Origin of the sequence: Undibacterium sp. Tian12W (assembly GCF_049339405.1) — a bacterium.
GTDB lineage: Bacteria > Pseudomonadota > Gammaproteobacteria > Burkholderiales > Burkholderiaceae_D > Undibacterium.
Map to the genome: position 1 here is coordinate 204,090 of NZ_JBMPPK010000009.1, position 21,634 is coordinate 225,723.

Sequence of the window (21,634 nt, forward strand, 5' to 3'; positions counted from 1 at the left end):
GCCTTGAACTTGAGGGGATAATTATTTGCCTTATTTACAAAAATCTATGTTGTACGATAACACACAATTTACATCGACTAACTCAAAGCCAGCCAGCCGTTTTATGATGAAAGGACGAATGGCAAGTAAGCGGACATGGTCATCTTTTTTGACTATGTGGCAGTACGGTCTTTTCCTGTTTCAGTATTGATTTTTTATATTTACCAGACAACTATTTATCCAACGGAATCACGGCTGCAGCCTTTGGCAACTGGTCGCCTTCATGCCAGTTATTTGCCAGACTATCTGCTTGCGCTATCATTTTTGTTGACATACTACTGGCAAGATCGTCACGTCCCGCAGCATAGGCCTTGCGTTCTTTGTCTTGCGCGGCCAGTCTGTATGCAATCAAAATATTGACGTATGCGGTAACAAAATTTCTCTCAACCCCAGTGCCATTTGCATACATGGTCGATAAATTTGCGAAAGCGACGGCATCGCCTCGCAGGGCTGCTTTTTCAAGCCAGCTTAAAGCTTGGGAGAAATCCTGTTTCACAGTTTTCCCAGACATGTACAAATATCCCAGATCAGACTGCGCCGCGGGCCATTCTTTACTAGCGGCATCCGTTAATAATACGATGGCTTTTTCTTCTGATTTTTCTATTCCCTTGCCGGAAAAATGTAAACTGCTCAAGTGATATTCACCACAAGCATCATTTTGCGCTGCTGACTTCTGGTACCACGCCACAGCCTCAGCCATATCGGCTTTTATTAACTCACCAGCTTCATAGCCAATACCGACATAACACTGTGCGATGCCCAGTCCCTGCTGCGCAGCTTTCAGGTACCATGAGAATGCTTCTCCTGGAAGTGCGGGACCGCCTACGCCTATCCTGAGCGCCTCTGCAAGATTGTATTGAGATTTTGCGTGACCTTGCTTTGCTGCTTTAGTAAACCATTCACGCGCTTTGCTCATATCTTTCGCAACCCCTTTGCCGCTCAAATACAATGTCCCCATATTATATTGGGCAATCATTTCGCCTTTATTTGCCGAACTCAGCCACTCTGCATATGCTCCAGCATAATTCCCGCGGGCATACGCACTAGCACCTTTGTTAATATCGGCGTAACTTGGCGCGCTTACAAAGTTAAGTGAAATTAACAAAATGCAGCATGCGTTGAAAATCTTTTTTGTCATTGGATAGATATGCAGTTTTTGCATATAAAGAATATATTTCTCAGTTCAATTAAAAACCTAAAAAAGTATTTCCACTTTTTTGGGCCTTCAATTTACGTACACTAAATCATCACACAGCCTGTTGCCTGATCTTGCGAAAAATCACCAGTGATGACAGCATTTACTTACATTGAATACTAAACTGATTTTTTTTATTGATTTGATAGTTGCATTTGCTGACCCTTTGTTTGAGATCAACCCGCTCAACATGTCCGTCAGCGTATTTGCATACCACCGTAACAGAACGTTTTTGATCATAGACAGAATCCAATAACCAATAACCTGAATTCTTGCCGCTCTCTTCTGGTACCAGACTGGCAAGCTCTTCTGGTGTACCGTCGAAGACGGTAACCGAGACCGGAATTGACGCGTCCCGACGTGGGCAAATCTCTGCAGAAAATGCTGGCTGTAGCATGCTGAGTGTCAGACATGCGCAAACGAGGCTTTTCAACTTGAAATTAATACGCACAGTATCTCCATCTTAAGTAACAAAAAAGTGGCAAAAAGCTTGCTCCAGCTTATCACATCGATGCGACGTGCCACTCGCCAGAATTTTCACAAACCCTGACTTACAATACAAGAAAGGCCCAAAAAGCATTTTCACTTTTTGGGCCTGCAATTTCCATTCATTAAACCATCACACAGTCTGCGGTCTGTTCTTATGAAACGTCACCGTATTGTATTGCACCGATGATGGCGGTGGTGCCTGCAGGATGTGCTTTTTCATTGCGCCTATGATGTGCATCTCACACGGCTTGCAATCAAATTTGAGGGTGTATTTTTCTTCACCTGTAACCAGGGTCATGGGTTCGGCCTTGACCTGGCCTTGTACGCCTTGCACGCCCTTGGCCTGTTTGGGGCAGAGGTTGAAGGAGAAGCGCAGGCAGTGCTTGGTGATCATCAGCGAAACTTCGCCCGGCTCTTCATGCGACTCGTAGGCGGCGGCGATCAGTTGTACGGCGTGTTTTTCATAGAAGCTGCGGGCCTTGTGGTTGTACACATTGGCTAAATAGCTCAGAGTTGTTTCTGGATACGCGACTGGCGGCTCAACTGCCGGTGTGCGCTCAGGGCGCTGCCATGCAGACAGGCGTGCCGCTTCGTGCGCAGTGACGGCATCACGACGCAGGGCGTTGATGACGGAGGATGGTACGAACCAGGGCTGTTGCAAATCGAGATTGACCTGGGCAGCTTCAAACATGGTGTTGCCGAGCTTGGCGAGATTGTCGCGCAGGCCTGCTTCTGCCTTTTCACGGTTTTGTGCGGGCTCCAGTGCGAGTTGGGTGCTGACTTCAGAAGTCACGCCGTCTTCGTCGGTGATCTTCAGGCTCAAACCACCAGCCTGTTCTGTCAGAGTCATATAGACAGGAATACGACGCTCAGCAGATTTTTTGGTCAACGCGTGTTCCCAGCGATGGTCACGGTTGCGGTTAATCAGGGTGCCGACTTTGAGGCTGACCAGCTCGGCCATTTTTTCATTCGGGAAGACGCGCCAGATTTCACCGTTTTCTGATGCACCTACGCGCTCTACCGTATTGGCCTGTATGCCTGCGACTTCGCGCTTGACCATGTAGTTGAGGCCGTCGCCATTCGACATGGGTTCATTGGCTTCTATCTCAAAGAAGTTGGCGGCCAGGCGGGTCACATAACCGAGATGCAGGCCTACATATTTGGGTGAGTCGAATGCGCCTATGTCTTCAAGACGGCCATTGGCGAAATAATCGGTATGGCCACGGTGGAAGTTTTTATCGACATTGGGTGTGAAGGCAACCTGACTATGGCCGCTGGAAGCACGCGTGAATTCTGGCCTGCGCTCCAGAATTTCATCCAGCAGCAAGCGGTAATGGGCTGTGATGTTTTTGACATAGCCCATGTCCTTATAGCGGCCTTCTATCTTCAATGACTGTACGCCTGCATCAAGCAAGGCTTCAAGATTGCGGCTCTGGTCATTGTCTTTCATTGACAGCAAATGTTTTTCATAAGCGACTACCCTGCCCTCGCCATCGCTGAGGGTATAAGGCAGGCGGCAGGCTTGCGAGCAATCGCCACGGTTGGCGCTGCGGCCATTGTCGGCATGCGAGATATAGCACTGGCCAGAGAAAGCCACGCACAATGCGCCATGGACAAAGTATTCAAGCGGCGTGGCAACCTGTGCCTTGATGGCCTGTATCTGTTTGATCGTCAGTTCACGCGCCAGCACCAATTGCGAGAAACCGACATCACCCAGGAATTTAGCTTTTTCCACACCACGGATATCGCACTGTGTGCTGGCATGCAGCTGGATAGGCGGGATATCAAGTTCGAGTATGCCCATGTCTTGCACGATGAGGGCATCGACACCTGCATCGTACAGTTGGCGTATTTGCTTGCGTGCAGGTTCCAGTTCTGAGTCATGCAGGATGGTATTCATGGTCACGAAGATGCGCGCATGATAGCGGTGGGCAAATTCGACCAGGCTGGCGATCTCGCTGATCTCATTACTGGCATTGTGGCGCGCACCGAACGAAGGACCACCGATATACACAGCATCAGCACCATGCAAGATCGCTTCGCGGCCTATCTCTACAGTTTTGGCGGGCGATAACAGTTCGGTCTGGTTGACAAGCAAGCTCATGGTGATGGCCGGTGACAGGGGAAGGGCGAAATTATAAAGGAAATCAAGGGCTTATGTCGTATTTGCTGCTGTAACCCAGTATTAATTGAATGTTGATTAAGCAATATTTACGCTGGCAAAGCTGCTTTCTTGGGTTTCAATCAACATTAATGCCTGGTTTTTGTCTTTAGCAGTGTAGATCAAGGTCGGCAAATAACCAGAAGATATGCGGCGCAGACAAAATTTCATTGCGCAAAAAGAACGCTTTCCTGTTTCCCTTTCTTGCCTGCTCTACAATATGGCTTAATGTCACCACTACCGTATTTATGCGCCTATCTCCTGCCAGTCTGTTCTTAGTTTTGCCCCTGCTACCTGCTTTTGCTTTCGCACAGGCCATACTGCCTCCCTCGGTAGAGGCTGCAATCAACAGGACCAATGTGCCAATCCAGGCATTCAGCGCAATTGTCATGCCTGCCAGTGGCGGCCAACCAGTGTTGATGCAAGCGGCAGACCGGCCCATGAACCCGGCATCGGCGATGAAGCTGGTGACGACTATCGTAGGGCTGGAAGAACTGGGGCCGACCTTTCGCTGGAAGACGCAGATACTGGCCGACAAGAGTAACAAGAAAGATATCTACACTGGCAACCTCTACCTGCGTGGTGGCGGCGAGCCCAACTTGACGATAGAAAAACTGGGCAGCATGTTGCGTAGCCTGCGCAATCAGGGCTTGCGCCGCCTGCGTGGTGACATCATTCTTGACCGCAGTTATTTCCAGCCTGAGCGGCCAGACATAGGCGCAGCGCAATTCGATGAATTTCCCGATGCTTATTACAATGTCATACCTGATGCACTGCTGGTCAACAGCAACCTCAGCAGCATCTCCCTGGAATCAACAACGGACAAAATAGAGGCACGCCTGAACACGCCGCTGGACAAGGTCAAACTTGTCAATCACCTGCACTTCAATGAGCTGCCCTGCTCTGCCTGGGAGACTGAATGGCAGCCGCCTGTGATAGAGACTGTCAATAATATGGCGGATGATCCAGAGGTAGATAATCCAAACGCGCCAGCCAGTAAAAAACCACTCCGTCAAACCACCAAAGCGGGCCTGGAGATCACGCTCAGTGGCGGCTTCCCCAAGCGCTGCAAGATCACGAACAATATCAACATCCTTGACCGTAACCAGTATCTTGCGCACCTGATACGTGCGCTGTGGCAGGAAATGGGTGGTACCTGGCAGGGTGAAGTGCGCGATGGCAAGACACCCGCCTCGGCCACGGTGCTGGCAGAGCGCCAGTCCGAACCACTGGCAGACATCCTGCGCATTATCAACAAGCAGTCTGACAATGTCATGGCGCGTATGCTGTACCTGACTCTGGGCGCAGAATCCGCCAACAAGCAGGGCATGACTAACCTGCAGGCAGCAGACGCACGTATCAGGCAATGGTTGTTCAGGCAGGGTATCAATGATGCCGGGCTGGTGCTGGAAAATGGTTCCGGCCTTTCACGAATTGAACGTATCAGCCCACAACAAATGGCTGGTTTATTGCAGGCGGCTGCTCGCAGCAACTGGTATGCCGAATTTGCCAGCAGCCTGCCGGTTGCCTCCATGGATGGCACCATGCGCCGTCGCCTCAAAGGTGGGCCAGCAGAATTGCGCGCGCGCATCAAGACCGGTACCTTGAAAGATGTGGTGGCGATTGCCGGTTATGTGAGAGATATCAATGACCAGCAATGGATAGTAGCGGCGATGATCAATCATGATGAAGCCGTCAAGGCGAAGGCTGCGCTTGATGAGTTAATCACATGGGTAGCGGCAGGCCGTCCTTAAAATTAACCATCACTATTTGGCTTTAGCCGGCTTGTCATTTGCCACGACATACTTCTGCGTATCAGTCTCAAACACCAGCTTCTTCTTACCCTTTTGTGCGGTGATGACGAAGTCATAGGTGTTGGTGCGTTCGCCCGCACTGTCGGTCATGCGGCTGATCTGGCGGTAACCGTAAGTTTTACCTGCAAATTCGACGATGAGCGGGCCGGGTGCGGCGATGCCGGGGGCTAGTTCCCACTTCGCAAGATAGTCATAGCAATGTGGAGGGTCTTGTTCATTTTCATGCAGGTGCAGGCGTGGGTGCTTGCCCTTGCCGGGGCGCATCATGCTTTCACATTCAGGGCCACTCTCTACATGCTTGACCAGATCGACATCCTGGTCTTTATCAAACAATGGGGTGATCTTGTCTGCTTCTATGCGCAACAAACGCAGCCACACATGCACTTCGTTTTTCTCTACATGACTATGTTCTATTGCCATGGCAAAGTCACCGGGGAATAATTCCACCACACTGGTCTTGCTGATGCGACCGTTGGCAGCCAGCCATTCAACCACGTCCTGACGGTTGGTCAGTGACCAGGCTTCGCCACGGCGTTTGAACCAGTAGGCGGAAATCAGGTTGGGCAAACCCGATGCCAGAGGCTCACCCTTGACCAGCAGGACAGCCGTATCTGCATCGAGTTTTTGTACATGCAGGGCATGCATGCGCAATGCCAGTTGATTCGTCGTGGGAACAGATGCTGGCAACTCGGCCTTTAACTGCGGTGTCCTGATGATGTCTTTGTCGTCATTGATGTCCCATCCTTTAAAAACCAGGCGCATGAGGTCGCGCTGCTCCAGCGTTTGCACTGACTCATTACGGGCGCAGGCTCCCATCATGCACAGACTGACCATGAGTGAGTAAGGAACAATAATTTGAATCAGATACCGGGGCAATTGCACTGTGGAAATTTTTCTTGAAGGAGCAATACAGATTTTAACTGATCACTGCCGCCAGCGTGGTGCTGTCATGAACAGAGATTTTTTTGCGTGCTAAACACCGCCTTTTTTGAATTGCGCAACATCAGAAAATAAATACTTGAATTTCATCAAAACAATTTGCAAAAGAGTAAGGTGTGCACTATGCTCATTTCTACAACTTGTACAACAGGTTGAGCACAACACTCAAAACAATATCGGGAGAGACTGTCAAAGAAAGATAGTGACAGCGCCGAAGGAGCAACCACCCCGGAAACTCTCAGGCAAAAGGACCGTTATTGTTGTCAAACTCTGAAGAGCGGCTGGATTGCGTCACCCAGCACACCGAAGGAGCAAGCATTGCAGCCTTACCAATGGCCGCAGGCGAAATCTCTCAGGTCCAGGACAGAGGGGGTATCCGTTGCGTAACTGCGCACGGACATCCCTTTGACGTCTGGAGTCTGCTTACCATGAAATTCATCCATTTAAACGGTGACACTGTCACCGCGATGGCGGCCGCCTGCTCGCTGTCCATCTATAAAACCGGGTTTTACACTGATTGCAAAGCTGAGTTTAACAATATGAACGACACTCAGCAAGCCGCCAGCATTGATGTCCCTAGCTACAAAGATGATCTCAGTATCATCACAATCACCTCAATCACCACAGGCCTTTTGCACTCTCACGATCTACGACCGCAGTGTAGTCACATCCATTGTTGACGCTGACCAGCGCAATTTCTTTTTCATAAAAATTCTGATTATAGAGTTCTGAACCGCTCTATAAGCGGATTCCCTATTCCCGTTTGCGCGGGAATGTTGTCCGGCATGCCCAGCCATGCCATGTTTCAAGCTGCCCAATCCGCTTGAATGGGCGAGCTATTGTCTCAAGCAAGTCTAAAACCAACCGAGGAGTAAATCATCATGCATTTTCACCCTGTTTCAAGATTCAAAAAATCCACCCTGGCTGCTTTGATTGTCAGCATCAGTTGCGCTGTCGCCAGCCCTGCATTATTGGCACAAAATCTGGCCAGCGATATTGGCGGAACAAGCGATCAGGCGCGCCTGGTCAGCGCTGCTGCACAACGCGACTTTGCCGAGTTTGTGCAATTCAATGTGCAGCGTCGCGGCGGTACCCTGCCGTCTGAATTCCCGCTCGAAGTCAATGATGTGCAAGACCTCAAGGACGCGAAGATAGGCTATGGATTTCCAGTCTACAGCCTGCCGCCGCAAGACGTCATGACCGGTCGCGGTGATTTGCGCAGCATGGCAAAAGCAACCGGTGAATGGCGCTTTGTGATCACCCTCAATGACACACCGATAGGCCTGGCAACCCTGCGGCAAAACAACGGGCGCTGGGGCGTGATTTCGTATGGCGGTGCAGTGCTGGCCAAGGATGTCGATGCAGCGATTGCAGTGCATGGCAACAGCACACGTTCCAACCTGCGCTTTATCCGCGTGTATCAGGCCATGTCAGACTTCCTGGAAGTAGTCTCGCCTACCGATGCCCGTGCCCGCTTTGCACCCTTGCAAGCCGCCCGCCAGAATTTGCTGCTGCAACAGCGCAGCGAAAAACTCGGCACACAATCTGCCAACAATGGTTTGCTGGAGCAAAGCGACATCCTTGAGCCTTTGCGCATCAGCGTCAAGCGCAATATTGACAGCTTTCGCTAAGCCAGAATCCAACTGAATATACCTACAATAAATACGGAGATATCATGAAAAAAAATATGTTAAAGCTCATATTCGTCTTGGGAGCAATGCTGGGCATACCCAGCGCTTACGCGCAATACCGCGCATTGAATGTGCCGCTGGTCACGCAAGAGCATAGCCAGTGGTGCTGGGCAAGCAGCAGCAAGGCCTTGCTGAGTTTCTATAATCAAAACCCCAGCCAGTGTCAGATCGTGAACTGGGCTTATGGCCTGAACTATGCCTGCGGCAATACCAACTTTAACTGGAACAGCAACGCCAACCAGCCCAACTCCATGTATGGCAGCGGCGGCAGCGTGCAAAACATTCTGGCACATTGGGGTGTACCAAATACTGCCTATAACTATGCATCGTCATGGAACACGGTAGTCAACGACATCAATGCCAACCGCCCTTTCGTGATCCGCTATGGCTGGACCAATGGCGGCGGCCATATCATGGTCGGTACTGGCTATGAGGTGTATAACGGCACCAACTATATCTACATCATGAACCCATGGCCAGGCGAAGGCAAAACCTACCGGACTTATGGCTCTGCCGTGTCCGACTATGATCATCAATGGACGCATACGCAGCGCGTGAATATCAGTGGGTGATGTTTAAAATACTGATTTAAAACACTGATGTAGTAAATTGACTGGGGGGTGCAGGGAACGCACCCCAGTCTAGAACTCAACACGGTTCAAGGAAAACTACAGGAACATATTTTGACTGTGATTCAGATAACAACATATAGTGGAACATAATCAGCACCTCAATTACCGACCATTGGCAGCACCTGTCAATTCCAAATCAGGCAATTTTTTAACACCAAATCGATATGAGTATCAAAGCTTTGGTCGAATCTTCGACCACACAAGAAGATAAGCCAACAGCGGATGAAATACTTTTATATTGCGCTACAGCTCAAATCAGTCATGAATTGTTTTTTAATCAGTTTTCTCTCGAGGTAGCCCGGGGATTTCATGAGCAGCGCTATACTTATGAAGACTGCGATGCCGTGATGAATCATCTGTTCAACATCATGACAACTGCGCCTTTTTTCGATACTGAAATCAATACCCCAGAGCCTGCATTTTCTATTTTTCTTGCTTTCGATTCAGGTGAATACCATCATCCGCATGACCTTCCTCATGAAAGTCCAATAGAAAAACACACCAGACCGCGTGTGGCAGAAATACTGAAATTACATACTTATCGCGAGTAACTGCCCGCATACTTTACAATGCGCGCATGAGTACTTCTTTTTCCTGCCGCCCCCATTGCGCCGCCTGCTGTATCGCGCCATCCATCACCAGCCCTATACCTGGCATGCCGGACGGCAAACCCGCGGGCGTGCCCTGCATACAACTGGATGAAAATTGGGGATGCAAAATTTTTGGTCTGGCCAGCCGCCCTGCAGTTTGCTCAGGCTTGCGGGCTTCGGTGGAAATGTGTGGGGACAGACGTGAACAAGCCATGTTTTTTCTGACACAGCTTGAACTTGCAACTGCTCCGTCCATTTCATAAAACAAAGAAGTATGAGCATCATTCACATATCTGACTTAACTGCTAAAGAGATTGCCAGCATCTGGGAGCTGGCAGAACGCCAGGACATGCATATCCAGGGGCGGGTTGCATGGTCGTTTGAGGGCAATGGCATACGCACCCGCACCAGCTTCATACAGGCTTTCCAGGAACTGGGCCTGCGCTTTGTTGAATTGCCCAATGTGCTGAAGACAGCAGAGAGAACCACCGATCTGGCCGCCTATCTCGATGACTTTTACGACATCTATGTCATACGCGAACGCAATCATGAGCGCCTGGCGGAATTTGCCGGTAATAGCTGCCGCCCTGTTATCAATGCGCTGTCCAGCCAGGGTCACCCATGCGAGGTATTGACAGATGCTTATTATGTGAATCAGGCAATCGCGCCGATACGGCAAGCGAGAATATGCCTGTGGGGCCCGCCTACCAATGTCATGCGGTCCTGGCATGAGTTGGCGATGGTCATGGGCTTTCAAGTCACACAGCTGTGTGAGGCTGCCTTTCATGAAGCTAAACCAAACGTCCGCTATGCCTCATCAATTGAATCCAGCTTTGATATCGTCATCACCGATGGCTGGCCTGAGAGCTATGCAAATGCAGACTGGTCATTAACTACCGGGCATCTTGAACAGATGGGCATGCCGCATTTGTTGCCAACGCCACCATTTTCCATAGGCAGGGAAATTGCCTTTGACCCCGTCAGTTATGCAGGCTTTACTGGCTACCGGCAAAAGAACCTGCTCCTGCCAGTACAAAAGGCCATACTGGTTTATTTGCTAAGTCATAAAAAGCCACAGTAAGCAAAATCCGGGATGCTTATTTGTAAATTTTGATCTAGACTGCACTTAACAAATGCGCTGCCATCTACATACTTGCCAATGCCCGGACATAAGATTTGGCTATGGCAGATGCAACAATTGTTATAGAAATTTGCATTAAAATTGTACAAGCTTTATACAATTAGCTTATTACTTCCAAGTATAATTGCCATATGGAAAGTCAATTTCCTGTCTTCCTGATGCAGGCCAGGCATCGCAATATGCGTTCGCATAGAGGTCTGCATTTTCCATTTGTCTTACGACAACAAATTGAAAATCTATGATCTCTCTTTTTAAACACCTCTCGGTGGGCAAGCGCTTAGGTATCGGCTTTACCCTCATACTCGCCCTGTTCTTTGTAACGACCCTGGTTGCCATCATCAAGCTAAATACCGTGGCCGCGGCGGCAGACGATTTATTGAAAGACCCGCTGGCAACCGAGCGTCTGGTCAGTGACTGGTACCGTAATATCCACACGGGCGTGCGCCGCACGACTGCCATTGCAAGGAGCAGCGACCCCTCACTGGCGACCTTCTTTGCAGCAGAACAGGAAGAATCTACCCGTGTCTCTGGCCTGCTGCAAAAAGGTATTGCCGAGCATATGAAAAGCGCTGACGAAGTCGCCCTCTTCAAAGAAATCGGCGAACAACGCCAGGCTTACCTGAGTACCCGCAATACCGTGGTGACCCTCAAAAAAGACGGCAAGGTCGATGAAGCCAATGAGGCGCTGGAAAAAGGTTTCATTCCTGCGGCCGCACTGTATGTCAAAAAAATAGAAGAAATGCTGAGCCTGCAACGCAAGCAGATAGATGAAATGTCGGCTGAAATCCAGCAAACCTATCAAACCAGCAGCATACTGCTGATCGTGCTTTCTGTGGTTGCCGCGATGCTGTCAGTCGCCTGCGCCTGGCTGATGACGATCTCGATTACCAGGCCACTGTCCAGGGCCACGGCAGTTGCCGAGAAAATGGCTCAGGGTGATTTGAGTGAAACCCTGGAGATCAAACTGAATGATGAAATCGGCAAGATGATGCATGCCATCAATGGCATCAACACTGGCCTCAGCAGTGTTATTGGTAATGTGCGCCATGGCACCGAGACCATCAATGTGGCAGCGGCAGAAATTGCCTCTGGCAATGCTGACCTGTCATCCCGCACAGAATCACAAGCCAGCTCACTCGAAGAAACCGCGTCATCGATGGAAGAGCTGACCTCCACCGTCAGGCAAAATGCCGACAATGCGCGCCAGGCCAATCAACTGGTGATTTCGGCGTCTGGCGTGGCCGTCAAGGGTGGCGAAGTGGTTGGTCAGGTGGTAGAGACCATGGGCTCGATCAAAGAAAGCTCACGCAAGATTGTCGATATTATTTCTGTCATTGACGGCATCGCCTTCCAGACCAATATCCTGGCCCTGAACGCCGCCGTTGAAGCAGCCCGCGCCGGTGAACAAGGCCGTGGTTTTGCGGTGGTGGCGACCGAGGTGCGTAACCTGGCGCAACGCAGCGCATCTGCCGCTAAAGAAATCAAGCACCTTATTGATGACTCGGTGGGCAAAGTCGAGCATGGCAGCAGGCTGGTTGATACCGCGGGCCAGACCATGACAGACATCGTCTCCAGTGTCCAGCATGTGGCCGACATCATGAGTGAAATCACCGCAGCCAGCCAGGAACAAAGTGCCGGTATCGAACAAGTGAACCTGGCCGTCACGCAGATGGACGAGATGACCCAGCAAAATGCCGCCCTGGTGGAAGAAGCCGCCGCCGCAGCAGAAAGCATGCGCGAGCAGTCAGGCAAATTGTCTGAGCTGGTGTCACAGTTCCACATCATGGAGCAGGCGCAAAATCCTGCCGTGCAAACTGGCCGCCCCGTGAATGCCGGACGCCAGCCAGTCATTGCCAGAGCTGCTGGCAGACCAGGCAACGCAGCCAATACTGCCAGAGCACAAATACGTCAGATACCGCAAAGAAAAACAAAAGCCGCTGAGCAGGATTGGGAAGAGTTTTAATTACAGAATATCCAGTCCAGCAAATTGCGACTTCAGCAAATTTGCTGAACTGGTCTGGGAAATTGAATTTCCTGCTACCGGTTTTTTTGCAAACCCCTCTATCCTTGCGATCAAATCTTGATGCGCATGGAGTCCCCACTCAAAAAGAACAGTGAGATGCCGTCATCGTTTTGATTGACGCGCACGACTGACTGTTCCAGGCTGGCCGCATACAACTTGCTGCCATCCGGGCGGTAGATGCCAAACCACATGCGTTGGGTACTGGTGCGGGAATTAGCCGCCAGCAAAAGGTAGTCGCGCCCGCCTATCTGTACTTCGCTGGCTTGCAACTCGCCCATGTAAAAGGCAGAGGGTATGCGTTCCAGCATAATGCGCAGGCCATCATGATAAACCTGTATCAGTACGCCATTGTCAGTGCCAGAGCGTACAAAATTGAATTCAAACGAACCCATTCTGGTAGGTGTATTGCGGCGCACATGCACATAGTCGGCAAAGTCGGCAAAATAATTATTGCGGTCAGTGCGTGTCTTGTTATTTACTTGCTGGGTGATTTCGGTTTGCACATCTTTCTCCTTAAATTCAGGGTAATTCCAGGCTTCTGCCTTGACTGCATCGCTGTCCTGCCCTGTCCTGTCCAGCCCCGGCAATTCCTCCGCCAACGACAGGTAGCGCAATAAAACAGCCACTCAAATTCATACATAAGCAAACAAACAGGGCAAAACGCATGCGTGCCGCACCTGGCTTGCTCTTCATTAATGCTCAGGCCTGATCAGCAAACGCCTGCCAGAACCCGAGGTATCGACAATGGAAATACCGTCGGCATGCTCCGTCAATTGCCAGTGCCCGTGAGGCAGACCTATGCGATAGACGGGGTTGCCATCTGCCGCGAATATCGCCAGCCACATGGGCTTGTGTAAAAAGCCATTGGCCACGGTCAGCACATAGGTTTCATTACCAACCTTGAGACTGGCCGCTTCCAGGCGGCGGTAACTTTGCTCACCAGTAAACACCGGCGATATGCTTTCGCTCACCATGAAGCTGCCATTCCTGCTGATCTGCACCTGGTCACGCAGGCTCGCGCTCATCAGGGCACTGTCCGCAGGCGTATTGCGCGGCAGTTGCTGGGCTTTGCTATAGGTGACGACAAATTCCTGCAAGCGGGCGGGCACAGTGCCATCTACCTGAATGTGGTGAGCAAACTGCGCCAGATGCTGGTTGGCGTCTGGCAAGCGCCAGACATACTGTTGCCGCACCAGCGTGACTTCAACCTGGTTGCTGCGGTATTCGGTCAGGATGGTATCCACGCCGCCGTCCATACTGGTCCCAGCCTGTGCGGGTGGTGCTGGCATGGTAGTTGTGCTGCAGGCACTCAGGCCAAGAATCAAACTCAACACCACAAGCGCGTGCAGGCTGGCAGCGCGGCCATGCTGGCAAAATGCGGTATATCGTTTGGGTTGCAGGGACATGCGATATCAAGCCATCATCATTAAACATGCTGAAGTATCGCGATGCTTCATTTTAGTGACAATGAAATTAGGTAAAGTACTAAAATACGGTACTTTTGGTGCAGACTGCTGCCATCTGGCAAATGTTCAGGCATAGTCATACTGCAAACAATTGCACTTGAGCATTGACACTCAGGAGTAAATTTTCAAGCAGGTGTGACAGGCGACATGCTAAGCTTCGTCCCGACTAAAACTTCCTTATTTTTGTGTTTTTATGGATCTACTACTCGCCGTCAAAGTCATCATCATGGGTATCGTCGAAGGCTTGACGGAATTCTTGCCCATCTCCTCCACCGGCCACCTGATACTGACAGGCAGTTTGCTGAATTTCACCGGCGAGAAACAAAAAGTATTTGAGATCGTCATACAGGCCGGTGCAATTTTTGCAGTGTGCTGGGAATACCGTGCCAAGATAGCCAGTGTCGTAGGCGGCCTGGGCAATGATCCCAAAGCCCGCAAGTTTGCGCTAAACCTCATCGTCGCCTTCTTGCCAGCAGCCGTACTGGGCTTGCTGTTCTCCAAAAAAATCAAGGCTGTCCTGTTTGCACCGGTGCCGGTTGCTCTTGCGTTTATCATAGGCGGCGTCATCATCCTGCTGGTGGAACGCAAGCAGGCAGGTGCTGACGCTCACGACAGCAGCCATGCGCGCATACAAACTGTTGATGACATGAGCCTGCTCGATGCTTTGAAGATAGGCCTGGCGCAATCGCTGGCCCTGATCCCCGGGACCAGCCGTTCTGGTGCGACCATCATAGGCGGCATGCTGTTTGGCCTGTCGCGCAAGGCGGCCACTGAATTTTCGTTCTTCCTGGCGATACCTACGCTGCTGGGTGCCACCGTGTATTCGCTGTACAAGGCGCGTGAAGATTTGTCGATGGCAGACTTGCCCATGTTCAGCCTGGGTACGGTTGCCGCCTTTATCTCGGCATTCTTTTGCGTGCGCTGGTTGCTGCGTTATATCAGCTCGCATAATTTCAATGTGTTTGCCTGGTACCGTATCGCCTTTGGTATCATGATCCTGATTACCGCCTACACTGGCGTGATTACCTGGGCAGACTGATTGGTGACAACTGAAGTGACGACAGAGGTAAGTACAGCAGTGACGACAGCAGTAACTACAGCAGTGACCGCGGGCTATACGCATACAAATACCGGCAGTAATACGGTAGATCAGGCCCTGCACGTATTGCAGACCGTATTTGGCTACCCGGCTTTCCGCTCCCAGCAAGGGCAAATCGTTGAGCATGTCGTCAATGGCGGCGATGCCCTGGTACTGATGCCCACGGGTGGCGGTAAATCTCTGTGCTACCAGATACCGGCCCTGTTGCGCAGTGGCGTGGGCATCGTCGTGTCGCCCCTGATCGCTCTCATGCAAGACCAGGTTGATGCTCTGGCCGAGGTAGGTGTACGTGCTGCCTTTTTGAATTCCACTCAGAGCTTTGATGAAATCCTCGCAGTAGAAAAGAAAATGCGCGAAGGCGATATCGACCTCGTGTATATCGCGCCGGAACGTCTGCTGACCCAGCGCTGCCTGGAACTACTGCAAGTTGTCAACATCGCCCTGTTTGCGATTGATGAGGCGCATTGCGTCTCACAATGGGGCCATGATTTCCGCCCTGAATACATCAAGCTGTCAGCACTGCATGAGCGCTTCCCTAACGTCCCTCGCATTGCCCTGACAGCCACGGCTGACCAGCAAACCCGCGATGAAATCATCCACAGGTTGCAACTCGAAAACGCGATGCAGTTCGTGTCGTCTTTTGACCGCCCGAATATCCGCTACCAGATCGTTGAAAAAGCCAATGGCCGCAAGCAATTGCTGGACTTCATCACGGCCCAGCACAGTGGTGATGCTGGCATCGTGTATTGCCTGTCGCGCAAAAAGGTCGAAGAAACGGCTGAATTCCTGAACGAAAACGGCATCACTTCCCTGCCCTATCATGCCGGTATGGAGTTGACTGACCGCAGCCGCAACCAGGCGCGCTTCCTGCGCGAAGATGGCATCGTCATGTGCGCCACCATTGCCTTTGGCATGGGCATAGACAAACCCGACGTGCGCTTTGTCGCCCATCTGGATTTACCAAAAAGCATAGAAGGCTATTACCAGGAAACTGGCCGTGCTGGCCGCGATGGTGCCAGCGCCAATGCCTGGATGGCGTATGGCTTGCAGGATGTGGTACAGCAGCGCCGCATGATCGACGAGTCAGAAGCCAATGAAACCTTCAAGCGTGTGCAAAGCGTCAAGCTCGAAGCCATGCTGGCCCTGTGCGAAACCCTGAACTGCCGCCGCACCCATATACTGGAATATTTCGGCCAGGCCGCACAGCCTTGCGGCAATTGCGATACCTGCATCAGCCCGCCCAGTTCATTTGATGGCAGTGTGGCTGCGCAAAAAATCCTGTCCACAGTCTATCGTGTAGATCAGCGTTTCGCCGCTGGCCATGTCATCGACATCCTGCGCGGCATTGATACCGAGCGTGTGCAGCAATGGCGGCATGAAAAACTCTCTACCTACGGCATAGGCTCGGACAAGAGCGAAGCTGAATGGCGTGCCTTGTTGCGCCAGTTGATCGCCCTCGGCCTGGTTGCCGTCGATTATGAAAACTATAGCTCGCTAAAACTGACCGAAGCATCCCGCGCCGTATTACGCGGCGAGATCAAGGTCCAGCTACGCCAGTACAAAAAAGCTGAAAAAGCCGTCAAACACAAACGCCAGTCCGCCAAGGACTTTGCTGAGTCTGACCTAGACAGCACAGCACAGACCGTCTTTGACAAACTGCGCTGGTGGCGCGTAGAAACTGCTCGCACCCACAATGTGCCCGCCTATGTCATCTTCCCCGACGCCACCCTGCGCGAAATCGCCCGCCAGCAACCCGCCACCCTGCCCGCTTTGCGGGCCATCTCCGGTGTCGGTGACAAGAAGCTAGAGAGTTATGGCAAAGAGATTATTGAGTTGATAGAAGAGCTGCGCGGGTAACGACAGCGCCCGGCTTATCCCTCTGCGACAGTGTCAATTCAGAGGGAAATTCAGTAAATCTTTTCAGTCTTCACTCATACATTTTCAAAGAAGACGCTGGTTGGGTCACAGGCAGTACAACAACTCGAATTTACCTTAAACTTGATGCCACGGGATTAAGAGGGCATTGATTCTCCATGAGTCAAAGTATGTTGATTTGAACGACTTAAGAAGCTAGTCATATGAAAAATTGTGATATTTATTTGCTGGATAAAATTGCTGGAGATTCATTCTATTTAAACCAGTTAAAAATTTTCCAAAGCGACTTAGTCTTCGATGTAAATTCAACATACGTTGGGTATTTACATATGAATATTCGACGATTAACCGGAGTGGCAATTGTTACTCATTTAAGAAACAATAGAGTTCGTTCTTGGAATATACCTGTTAAATATCGGGACCAGGATTTACTGAGCTTTGAGGAAGTGAATGCGCTCGCACAGCAGTACGCAACTCCTTTGGGTATGAATGTAACCTCCAGGCAGCGTATTGGGGATATTCATTATCCAATGTTTCTTAGTTACTATCTAAACAACGAGTCGAACCAGAGTGATTCAACTGGTGGCAGCATAACAGTCGATCGCCTTGATGGTCACATTTGGACTGCTGAGGAGATGGAGGAATACTTTTATGACTACAATAACCTCATTTAAAAAGCAAGAGAGATGAATTATTTCTGAAAGGGTGAGGTTAAATCTGGCATTCATACATTATCAATCCCACGGGAAAATACGCTCTTCTAATCGTACCAAAATTTAAGCTAGCAGATCATGGCTACATCCATTAATTCTTTTACGTTCTTGCCCGATATATTGGCACAGATACCTTCTGGTAGGATGGACTCTTCTTTCGAAAATTCGGTGGTCAGTTTTTTGTCCAAATTGGAAATGGGGGATGCATGGGAACTCATCAATGCATTACTTATTAGCCCGCGAGCAACAACGTGGGCATTAGGCTTGCGAGTAGTTCGAAGAGGCGTAAAAGACAAAGAGTTGCTACAAAAAGTAATTGCTCTTTGTTTTTCTGTTGAAAGATTTTCTGAATTACGGCTTTGGTATGCAGCCATACTTGCCCGGTATCCGATGACTGGATTTGTTTCGCTGTTGAGAAAGGAGATGTTGAAAAAAGCGGATATCGGCTTTAATGCCCGTCATATTCGAGCGCTGGAAATGCATAAGGCAAAAGGGTGTAAAAGCAAAAAGGAAGGATTGGAAAAATTGCTTGAATTACAGCAATTGCTGCTTCACAGGTCTGATATTGATGCATTGCCAACTTGGCGAGCGATTATGTTCTGCTCATCCTTTCCTGTGCGCAATTACGATTAGCTGGCGATTAAGGAATTTCTATGAGTTCAACTGCATACTTAATAGTAGCTGAGTCTGTTCCATATGAAGAGCTAAGAGCGTTTATGCTTGAGCGTGGAGGAGAGGAGGTTCGAGCAATAGCTAAAGATGTTTATGAATTCTTTGTACCACTTAAAGAGGGATATTTAATCATATATGCAGAACCTAATTATGTCCCCAAAATATTTGACGAATTTGATCAAAATGAATGGGATCTGATTACAAAAAAGCTGGGTGCAGTGGCTAAAATGCTTCTTGAAATTGATGTATCTGGAGACGCTGAACCGTCAGAATACTATCGAATAGCTTCTGATTTTTGCAAAAATTGGCCATCGGTATTTCAAGACGTTGGCGAAGATATACTTACTTATGAAGAGATTAGAGAAAGAATTTTGATGTAGTAGTTTCCAGAAAGTAGGATAAGGTCTGACATCCATACATTTCCAATCCAGCAAGCGATTACGCGCCCTTAATGACCACTACGCGGGCTAGGTATCGACTGCACTCCTCAACCAAAAACATTCCCCCACGTCTGGTACTTCACGAACAACAAAGCCGCGTCTTTCCAGTACGCGGCGTAATTTCAGGTTGGGTCTGGCACAGTGTACGGCGTGCACACGCCATTCCAGAAACTGTAAACCTTCGCGTTGCGCATAGCGGCTGGCCAATGATGCCAGCGCGGGTAAGGCACCTTCGCCGCCGCCATCGACATGCGCCAATTCTAAAATGAGGGTGTCGCCAGACACGCAAAAGCGGCCCAGCATATTGGCAGACCCAGCCTTGAAGACCAGAGCTTCGTCACTGAGTATGATGGATTGCATCAGTTCAGCAGGAAGGTTCAGGATTTCGTCGGTGGTGTAGCCTTCCAGCAGTATGTTTGACATGGATTTGATGGATGATCAATATTGGTTAAAGATCATAACAAAGTTCAGCTAACCGGGGGCGGTGATGTGCTGGCCATCTTCGTAGATTGTCTCACAGCGTGCATTTGTGCCTGAGCAGTTGTGACTGGCTCAGGATTGGGGCATGCAGCTTGTAGTACTCTGCAGGCCAGCAGCCATACTTTGTGCTGGTAGCACGGATAATAAAAAAATGAATTCGGCCTTAATCCAGCTCAGCCAGTATTGCATCTATCTTCATTTTGGCATCGCGGATAACGGCAAGCCTGGCTTCGGTTTCACTGTTTGCCTTGAAGGGCCCGCTGAACTGCTGGGCGATTTCGAGCCCTTGCGCACCATACTTTTGTACTTCGCCGCTGGCGGACCAGTGGCCGTCAGGCCGGGGGAAAGCGATCACAAAAATATCATAATTTTTGTAATGCATGCTTGGCGTTCGCTCTAGGGTGGTATGAAGTCTGCTGTTCATGAGATTGCTCCTGATAGTGTGCCCTGTGCCTGAAAAAAGGGAAACCGCGTTTGATTGAACCAGGCAACTGGGTCGGACACTGCATGCGGGCAAGGATGTTTATTCGCTTGCAGTGGTGCATTAATGATGAATTAGCGGTGGATTTGTGGTGCAAGAATAATGCAGAAATTGCCTGACAAATTAGTGCATACAGTTAGTGATATGCCCACTGATCTACCAATATTCAAACACTGCCAGCACTCTGACGCCTCTGTGGGCTGCACCGCGCAAGCGCAATGCGCCTTTATCACTGAACCGGTATTCCAGCCATAGATGATCACTGCCAGCCTGAGAATAGCGCAAACCAAACTTGGACAAAGTGCCTGGCTTTTCTTGTCTGGCAGGAGTTGCAGACTGGCTGTAATACTCTCTTGTCACACGGGTATATAAGTCAGATCCATTCGCCGGTTGCGCGTTGCCCGCATTGCCACTTCTGCCAGCAAGCTGTGCGTCCGCGACGGGAGGAACAGGTGGGCCATTCAAGTCGGGCTGTCCGGATTGTCCAGATTCGGGCACTGCTGTCCGTGATGCTGCAAGCTCTTGCACTGCACCAGCATCGCGCTCAGCAATTGCCTGCTCTTTGGTAACAGCCTGTTCTTTAGCCTGTCCTTTAACCGCTCCTGTGGCGCGGCTCATTTGTTGCCCTGCGCTTTCTCTGCTGACCGACATCCTTGTCTCTTGAGCGCAGGCATATTGTGCGTACATCAAGAGGCTGCATAAGGTCAGGCTTAAATAATGAGCGCTCATGATTATCTCTTCACAAACAATGAAGTCAGCAAGACCATGGCCAGGACTCCATACAAAACGAGTTGCGGCGTATTCATGATCTTCCCCTATGCCTGCGTGACTGCTGTGGTTAATTTTCCACCAGGTTCAAATGACCTGGCAACTTGGAGTAAGAACGACCTTGCGGTAATTCTATTCTGATGTGGGCATATTCCCATTCAACTTCATTCGCTTCTGCCGCAGCCTTCGCGGTCCGTAATGCAACGAGCAGCCATTGTTGTGCCGGTGCCTTATTGATGCCGATGACAATCATGATTTCACCCATGCAAAGAATGATTTATCTAGTTTTAATTATTTTCTTATCTATTATTTCTTATTTCTTATTTCTGATTTCTGATTCATTATCTATTCCGCACTTATTTCTGTACTTCTTTTTGCGATTTATCCTGCACTTGTATTCGCCTGCCTGTGTCCCCTTGGCCTATCGACTGCCTGCTCCAGTTCAGCCTTGTTCATGCCCGAGCGGCCCCGGATATTTTTCCTGCGCGCTTCCTGATATAACTGCGCGAAGGTACGACCAGCTACACCACTATGTGAATGAAGCCCGCCGCGCCTCCCTGCGGGCATATCCTGCAGGGAGGTCTTGCTCGCTTGCTGACTCTCGCCATGCTGTGCTCTCTCTTTGTTAACGGTGCGTGCAGCAATTTCTGTAGCCAGGCCGGGCTTGCGGCCACTGTTAATTAAGTTGTCTTTGATATGCTTGAACTGACGCTCTCTTTTTGCGCTCCATGTAGTTCTTGGCATGATCGCTCCTTTATTTTTTTACTTTATTTCCTTAATTAAGCCGCTTTATTCGCCCTGCATTAATGAGTTAAATAATAGTCCCCCGCTGTCAAGAACAAAATCGGACTAAGACGATAGTTGCGTAAGACTATGCTGACGAAGTTGCTGTAATGCAGTGTGAATAATTTTCCATGCTGCCTGCT

Annotated in this window: 23 protein-coding genes and 1 riboswitch; of the genes, 12 read left to right on the forward strand and 11 right to left on the reverse strand. The window is 50.1% G+C overall.

The window, feature by feature from the left end:
* Positions 1 to 211 precede the first annotated feature (211 nt).
* The 3 genes from ACO0LI_RS13410 to ACO0LI_RS13420 all read right to left on the reverse strand — a co-directional run bounded on the left by ACO0LI_RS13410 (position 212) and on the right by ACO0LI_RS13420 (position 3,827).
* The gene (locus ACO0LI_RS13410; RefSeq protein ID WP_423032958.1) at positions 212 to 1,201 is read right to left on the reverse strand and encodes a tetratricopeptide repeat protein; all 990 of its coding nucleotides are present in this window, start codon (positions 1,199 to 1,201) and stop codon (positions 212 to 214) included.
* Between the two features lie 136 nt (positions 1,202 to 1,337).
* Complete coding sequence (locus ACO0LI_RS13415) at positions 1,338 to 1,685, reverse strand: STY0301 family protein (protein ID WP_423032959.1); 348 nt, start codon at positions 1,683 to 1,685, stop codon at positions 1,338 to 1,340.
* Between the two features lie 168 nt (positions 1,686 to 1,853).
* Entirely contained in the window at positions 1,854 to 3,827 is a 1,974-nt protein-coding gene (locus ACO0LI_RS13420; protein ID WP_423032960.1) for a peptidase U32 family protein, read from the reverse strand.
* 305 nt (positions 3,828 to 4,132) lie between these two features.
* On the opposite strand from ACO0LI_RS13420, the gene dacB reads away from it, so the two are divergent.
* Positions 4,133 to 5,638 carry a D-alanyl-D-alanine carboxypeptidase/D-alanyl-D-alanine endopeptidase gene (gene dacB / locus ACO0LI_RS13425; RefSeq protein ID WP_423032961.1) on the forward strand — a complete coding sequence of 502 codons (1,506 nt, stop codon included), beginning with the start codon at positions 4,133 to 4,135 and terminating at the stop codon, positions 5,636 to 5,638.
* A 12-nt stretch (positions 5,639 to 5,650) separates the two neighbouring features.
* On the opposite strand, the gene ACO0LI_RS13430 is transcribed toward dacB, so the two are convergent.
* Positions 5,651 to 6,580 carry a hypothetical protein gene (locus tag ACO0LI_RS13430; protein WP_423032962.1) on the reverse strand — a complete coding sequence of 310 codons (930 nt, stop codon included), beginning with the start codon at positions 6,578 to 6,580 and terminating at the stop codon, positions 5,651 to 5,653.
* Positions 6,581 to 6,804: 224 nt separating this feature from the next.
* Positions 6,805 to 6,901: riboswitch (glycine riboswitch) on the forward strand.
* A 617-nt stretch (positions 6,902 to 7,518) separates the two neighbouring features.
* Between ACO0LI_RS13430 and ACO0LI_RS13435 the strand changes: the two genes are divergently transcribed.
* From ACO0LI_RS13435 to ACO0LI_RS13460, 6 genes are all read left to right on the forward strand, one after another.
* Positions 7,519 to 8,268, forward strand: coding sequence for a hypothetical protein (locus tag ACO0LI_RS13435; protein ID WP_423032963.1), 750 nt, complete (start codon positions 7,519 to 7,521; stop codon positions 8,266 to 8,268).
* Between the two features lie 44 nt (positions 8,269 to 8,312).
* Complete coding sequence (locus ACO0LI_RS13440; protein ID WP_423032964.1) at positions 8,313 to 8,900, forward strand: C39 family peptidase; 588 nt, start codon at positions 8,313 to 8,315, stop codon at positions 8,898 to 8,900.
* A gap of 224 nt (positions 8,901 to 9,124) precedes the next feature.
* Entirely contained in the window at positions 9,125 to 9,511 is a 387-nt protein-coding gene (locus tag ACO0LI_RS13445; RefSeq protein WP_423032965.1) for a hypothetical protein, read from the forward strand.
* A gap of 26 nt (positions 9,512 to 9,537) precedes the next feature.
* A complete protein-coding gene (locus tag ACO0LI_RS13450) occupies positions 9,538 to 9,813 on the forward strand; it encodes a YkgJ family cysteine cluster protein (RefSeq protein WP_422951508.1) in 276 nt (91 codons plus the stop codon).
* Between the two features lie 11 nt (positions 9,814 to 9,824).
* Entirely contained in the window at positions 9,825 to 10,631 is an 807-nt protein-coding gene (locus ACO0LI_RS13455; protein WP_423032966.1) for an ornithine carbamoyltransferase, read from the forward strand.
* A 298-nt stretch (positions 10,632 to 10,929) separates the two neighbouring features.
* The gene (locus ACO0LI_RS13460) at positions 10,930 to 12,654 is read left to right on the forward strand and encodes a methyl-accepting chemotaxis protein (RefSeq protein ID WP_423032967.1); all 1,725 of its coding nucleotides are present in this window, start codon (positions 10,930 to 10,932) and stop codon (positions 12,652 to 12,654) included.
* 110 nt (positions 12,655 to 12,764) lie between these two features.
* On the opposite strand, the gene ACO0LI_RS13465 is transcribed toward ACO0LI_RS13460, so the two are convergent.
* Positions 12,765 to 13,340 carry a hypothetical protein gene (locus tag ACO0LI_RS13465; RefSeq protein ID WP_422951505.1) on the reverse strand — a complete coding sequence of 192 codons (576 nt, stop codon included), beginning with the start codon at positions 13,338 to 13,340 and terminating at the stop codon, positions 12,765 to 12,767.
* A 66-nt stretch (positions 13,341 to 13,406) separates the two neighbouring features.
* On the reverse strand, positions 13,407 to 14,120 hold the full coding sequence (locus ACO0LI_RS13470; RefSeq protein WP_423032968.1) for a hypothetical protein: 714 nt from the start codon (positions 14,118 to 14,120) through the stop codon (positions 13,407 to 13,409).
* 253 nt (positions 14,121 to 14,373) lie between these two features.
* Between ACO0LI_RS13470 and ACO0LI_RS13475 the strand changes: the two genes are divergently transcribed.
* The 5 genes from ACO0LI_RS13475 (at position 14,374) to ACO0LI_RS13495 (ending at position 18,919) form a co-directional block, all read left to right on the forward strand.
* Positions 14,374 to 15,219 carry an undecaprenyl-diphosphate phosphatase gene (locus ACO0LI_RS13475; protein WP_423032969.1) on the forward strand — a complete coding sequence of 282 codons (846 nt, stop codon included), beginning with the start codon at positions 14,374 to 14,376 and terminating at the stop codon, positions 15,217 to 15,219.
* A gap of 63 nt (positions 15,220 to 15,282) precedes the next feature.
* Complete coding sequence (recQ, locus tag ACO0LI_RS13480; protein WP_423033011.1) at positions 15,283 to 17,136, forward strand: DNA helicase RecQ; 1,854 nt, start codon at positions 15,283 to 15,285, stop codon at positions 17,134 to 17,136.
* Positions 17,137 to 17,357: 221 nt separating this feature from the next.
* A complete protein-coding gene (locus ACO0LI_RS13485; RefSeq protein WP_422951502.1) occupies positions 17,358 to 17,828 on the forward strand; it encodes a hypothetical protein in 471 nt (156 codons plus the stop codon).
* Positions 17,829 to 17,945: 117 nt separating this feature from the next.
* A complete protein-coding gene (locus ACO0LI_RS13490; RefSeq protein ID WP_422951501.1) occupies positions 17,946 to 18,500 on the forward strand; it encodes a hypothetical protein in 555 nt (184 codons plus the stop codon).
* A 20-nt stretch (positions 18,501 to 18,520) separates the two neighbouring features.
* Positions 18,521 to 18,919, forward strand: coding sequence for a hypothetical protein (locus ACO0LI_RS13495; RefSeq protein ID WP_422951500.1), 399 nt, complete (start codon positions 18,521 to 18,523; stop codon positions 18,917 to 18,919).
* Positions 18,920 to 19,006: 87 nt separating this feature from the next.
* Here the strand turns inward: ACO0LI_RS13495 and ACO0LI_RS13500 are convergent, their stop codons facing one another.
* The 5 genes from ACO0LI_RS13500 to ACO0LI_RS13520 form a co-directional block, all read right to left on the reverse strand.
* Positions 19,007 to 19,402: a hypothetical protein gene (locus ACO0LI_RS13500; RefSeq protein ID WP_423032970.1), complete on the reverse strand. Its 396-nt coding sequence runs from the start codon at positions 19,400 to 19,402 to the stop codon at positions 19,007 to 19,009.
* A gap of 220 nt (positions 19,403 to 19,622) precedes the next feature.
* Positions 19,623 to 19,883 (reverse strand): hypothetical protein, encoded by a 261-nt coding sequence (locus ACO0LI_RS13505; RefSeq protein WP_422951498.1) that lies wholly within the window; start codon positions 19,881 to 19,883, stop codon positions 19,623 to 19,625.
* A gap of 213 nt (positions 19,884 to 20,096) precedes the next feature.
* Positions 20,097 to 20,669 (reverse strand): hypothetical protein, encoded by a 573-nt coding sequence (locus ACO0LI_RS13510; protein WP_423032971.1) that lies wholly within the window; start codon positions 20,667 to 20,669, stop codon positions 20,097 to 20,099.
* A 109-nt stretch (positions 20,670 to 20,778) separates the two neighbouring features.
* Positions 20,779 to 20,973 (reverse strand): hypothetical protein, encoded by a 195-nt coding sequence (locus tag ACO0LI_RS13515; protein WP_423032972.1) that lies wholly within the window; start codon positions 20,971 to 20,973, stop codon positions 20,779 to 20,781.
* A gap of 116 nt (positions 20,974 to 21,089) precedes the next feature.
* Positions 21,090 to 21,452, reverse strand: a complete 363-nt coding sequence (locus ACO0LI_RS13520) for a plasmid stabilization protein (RefSeq protein ID WP_423032973.1) — start codon at positions 21,450 to 21,452, stop codon at positions 21,090 to 21,092.
* Positions 21,453 to 21,634 lie beyond the last annotated feature (182 nt).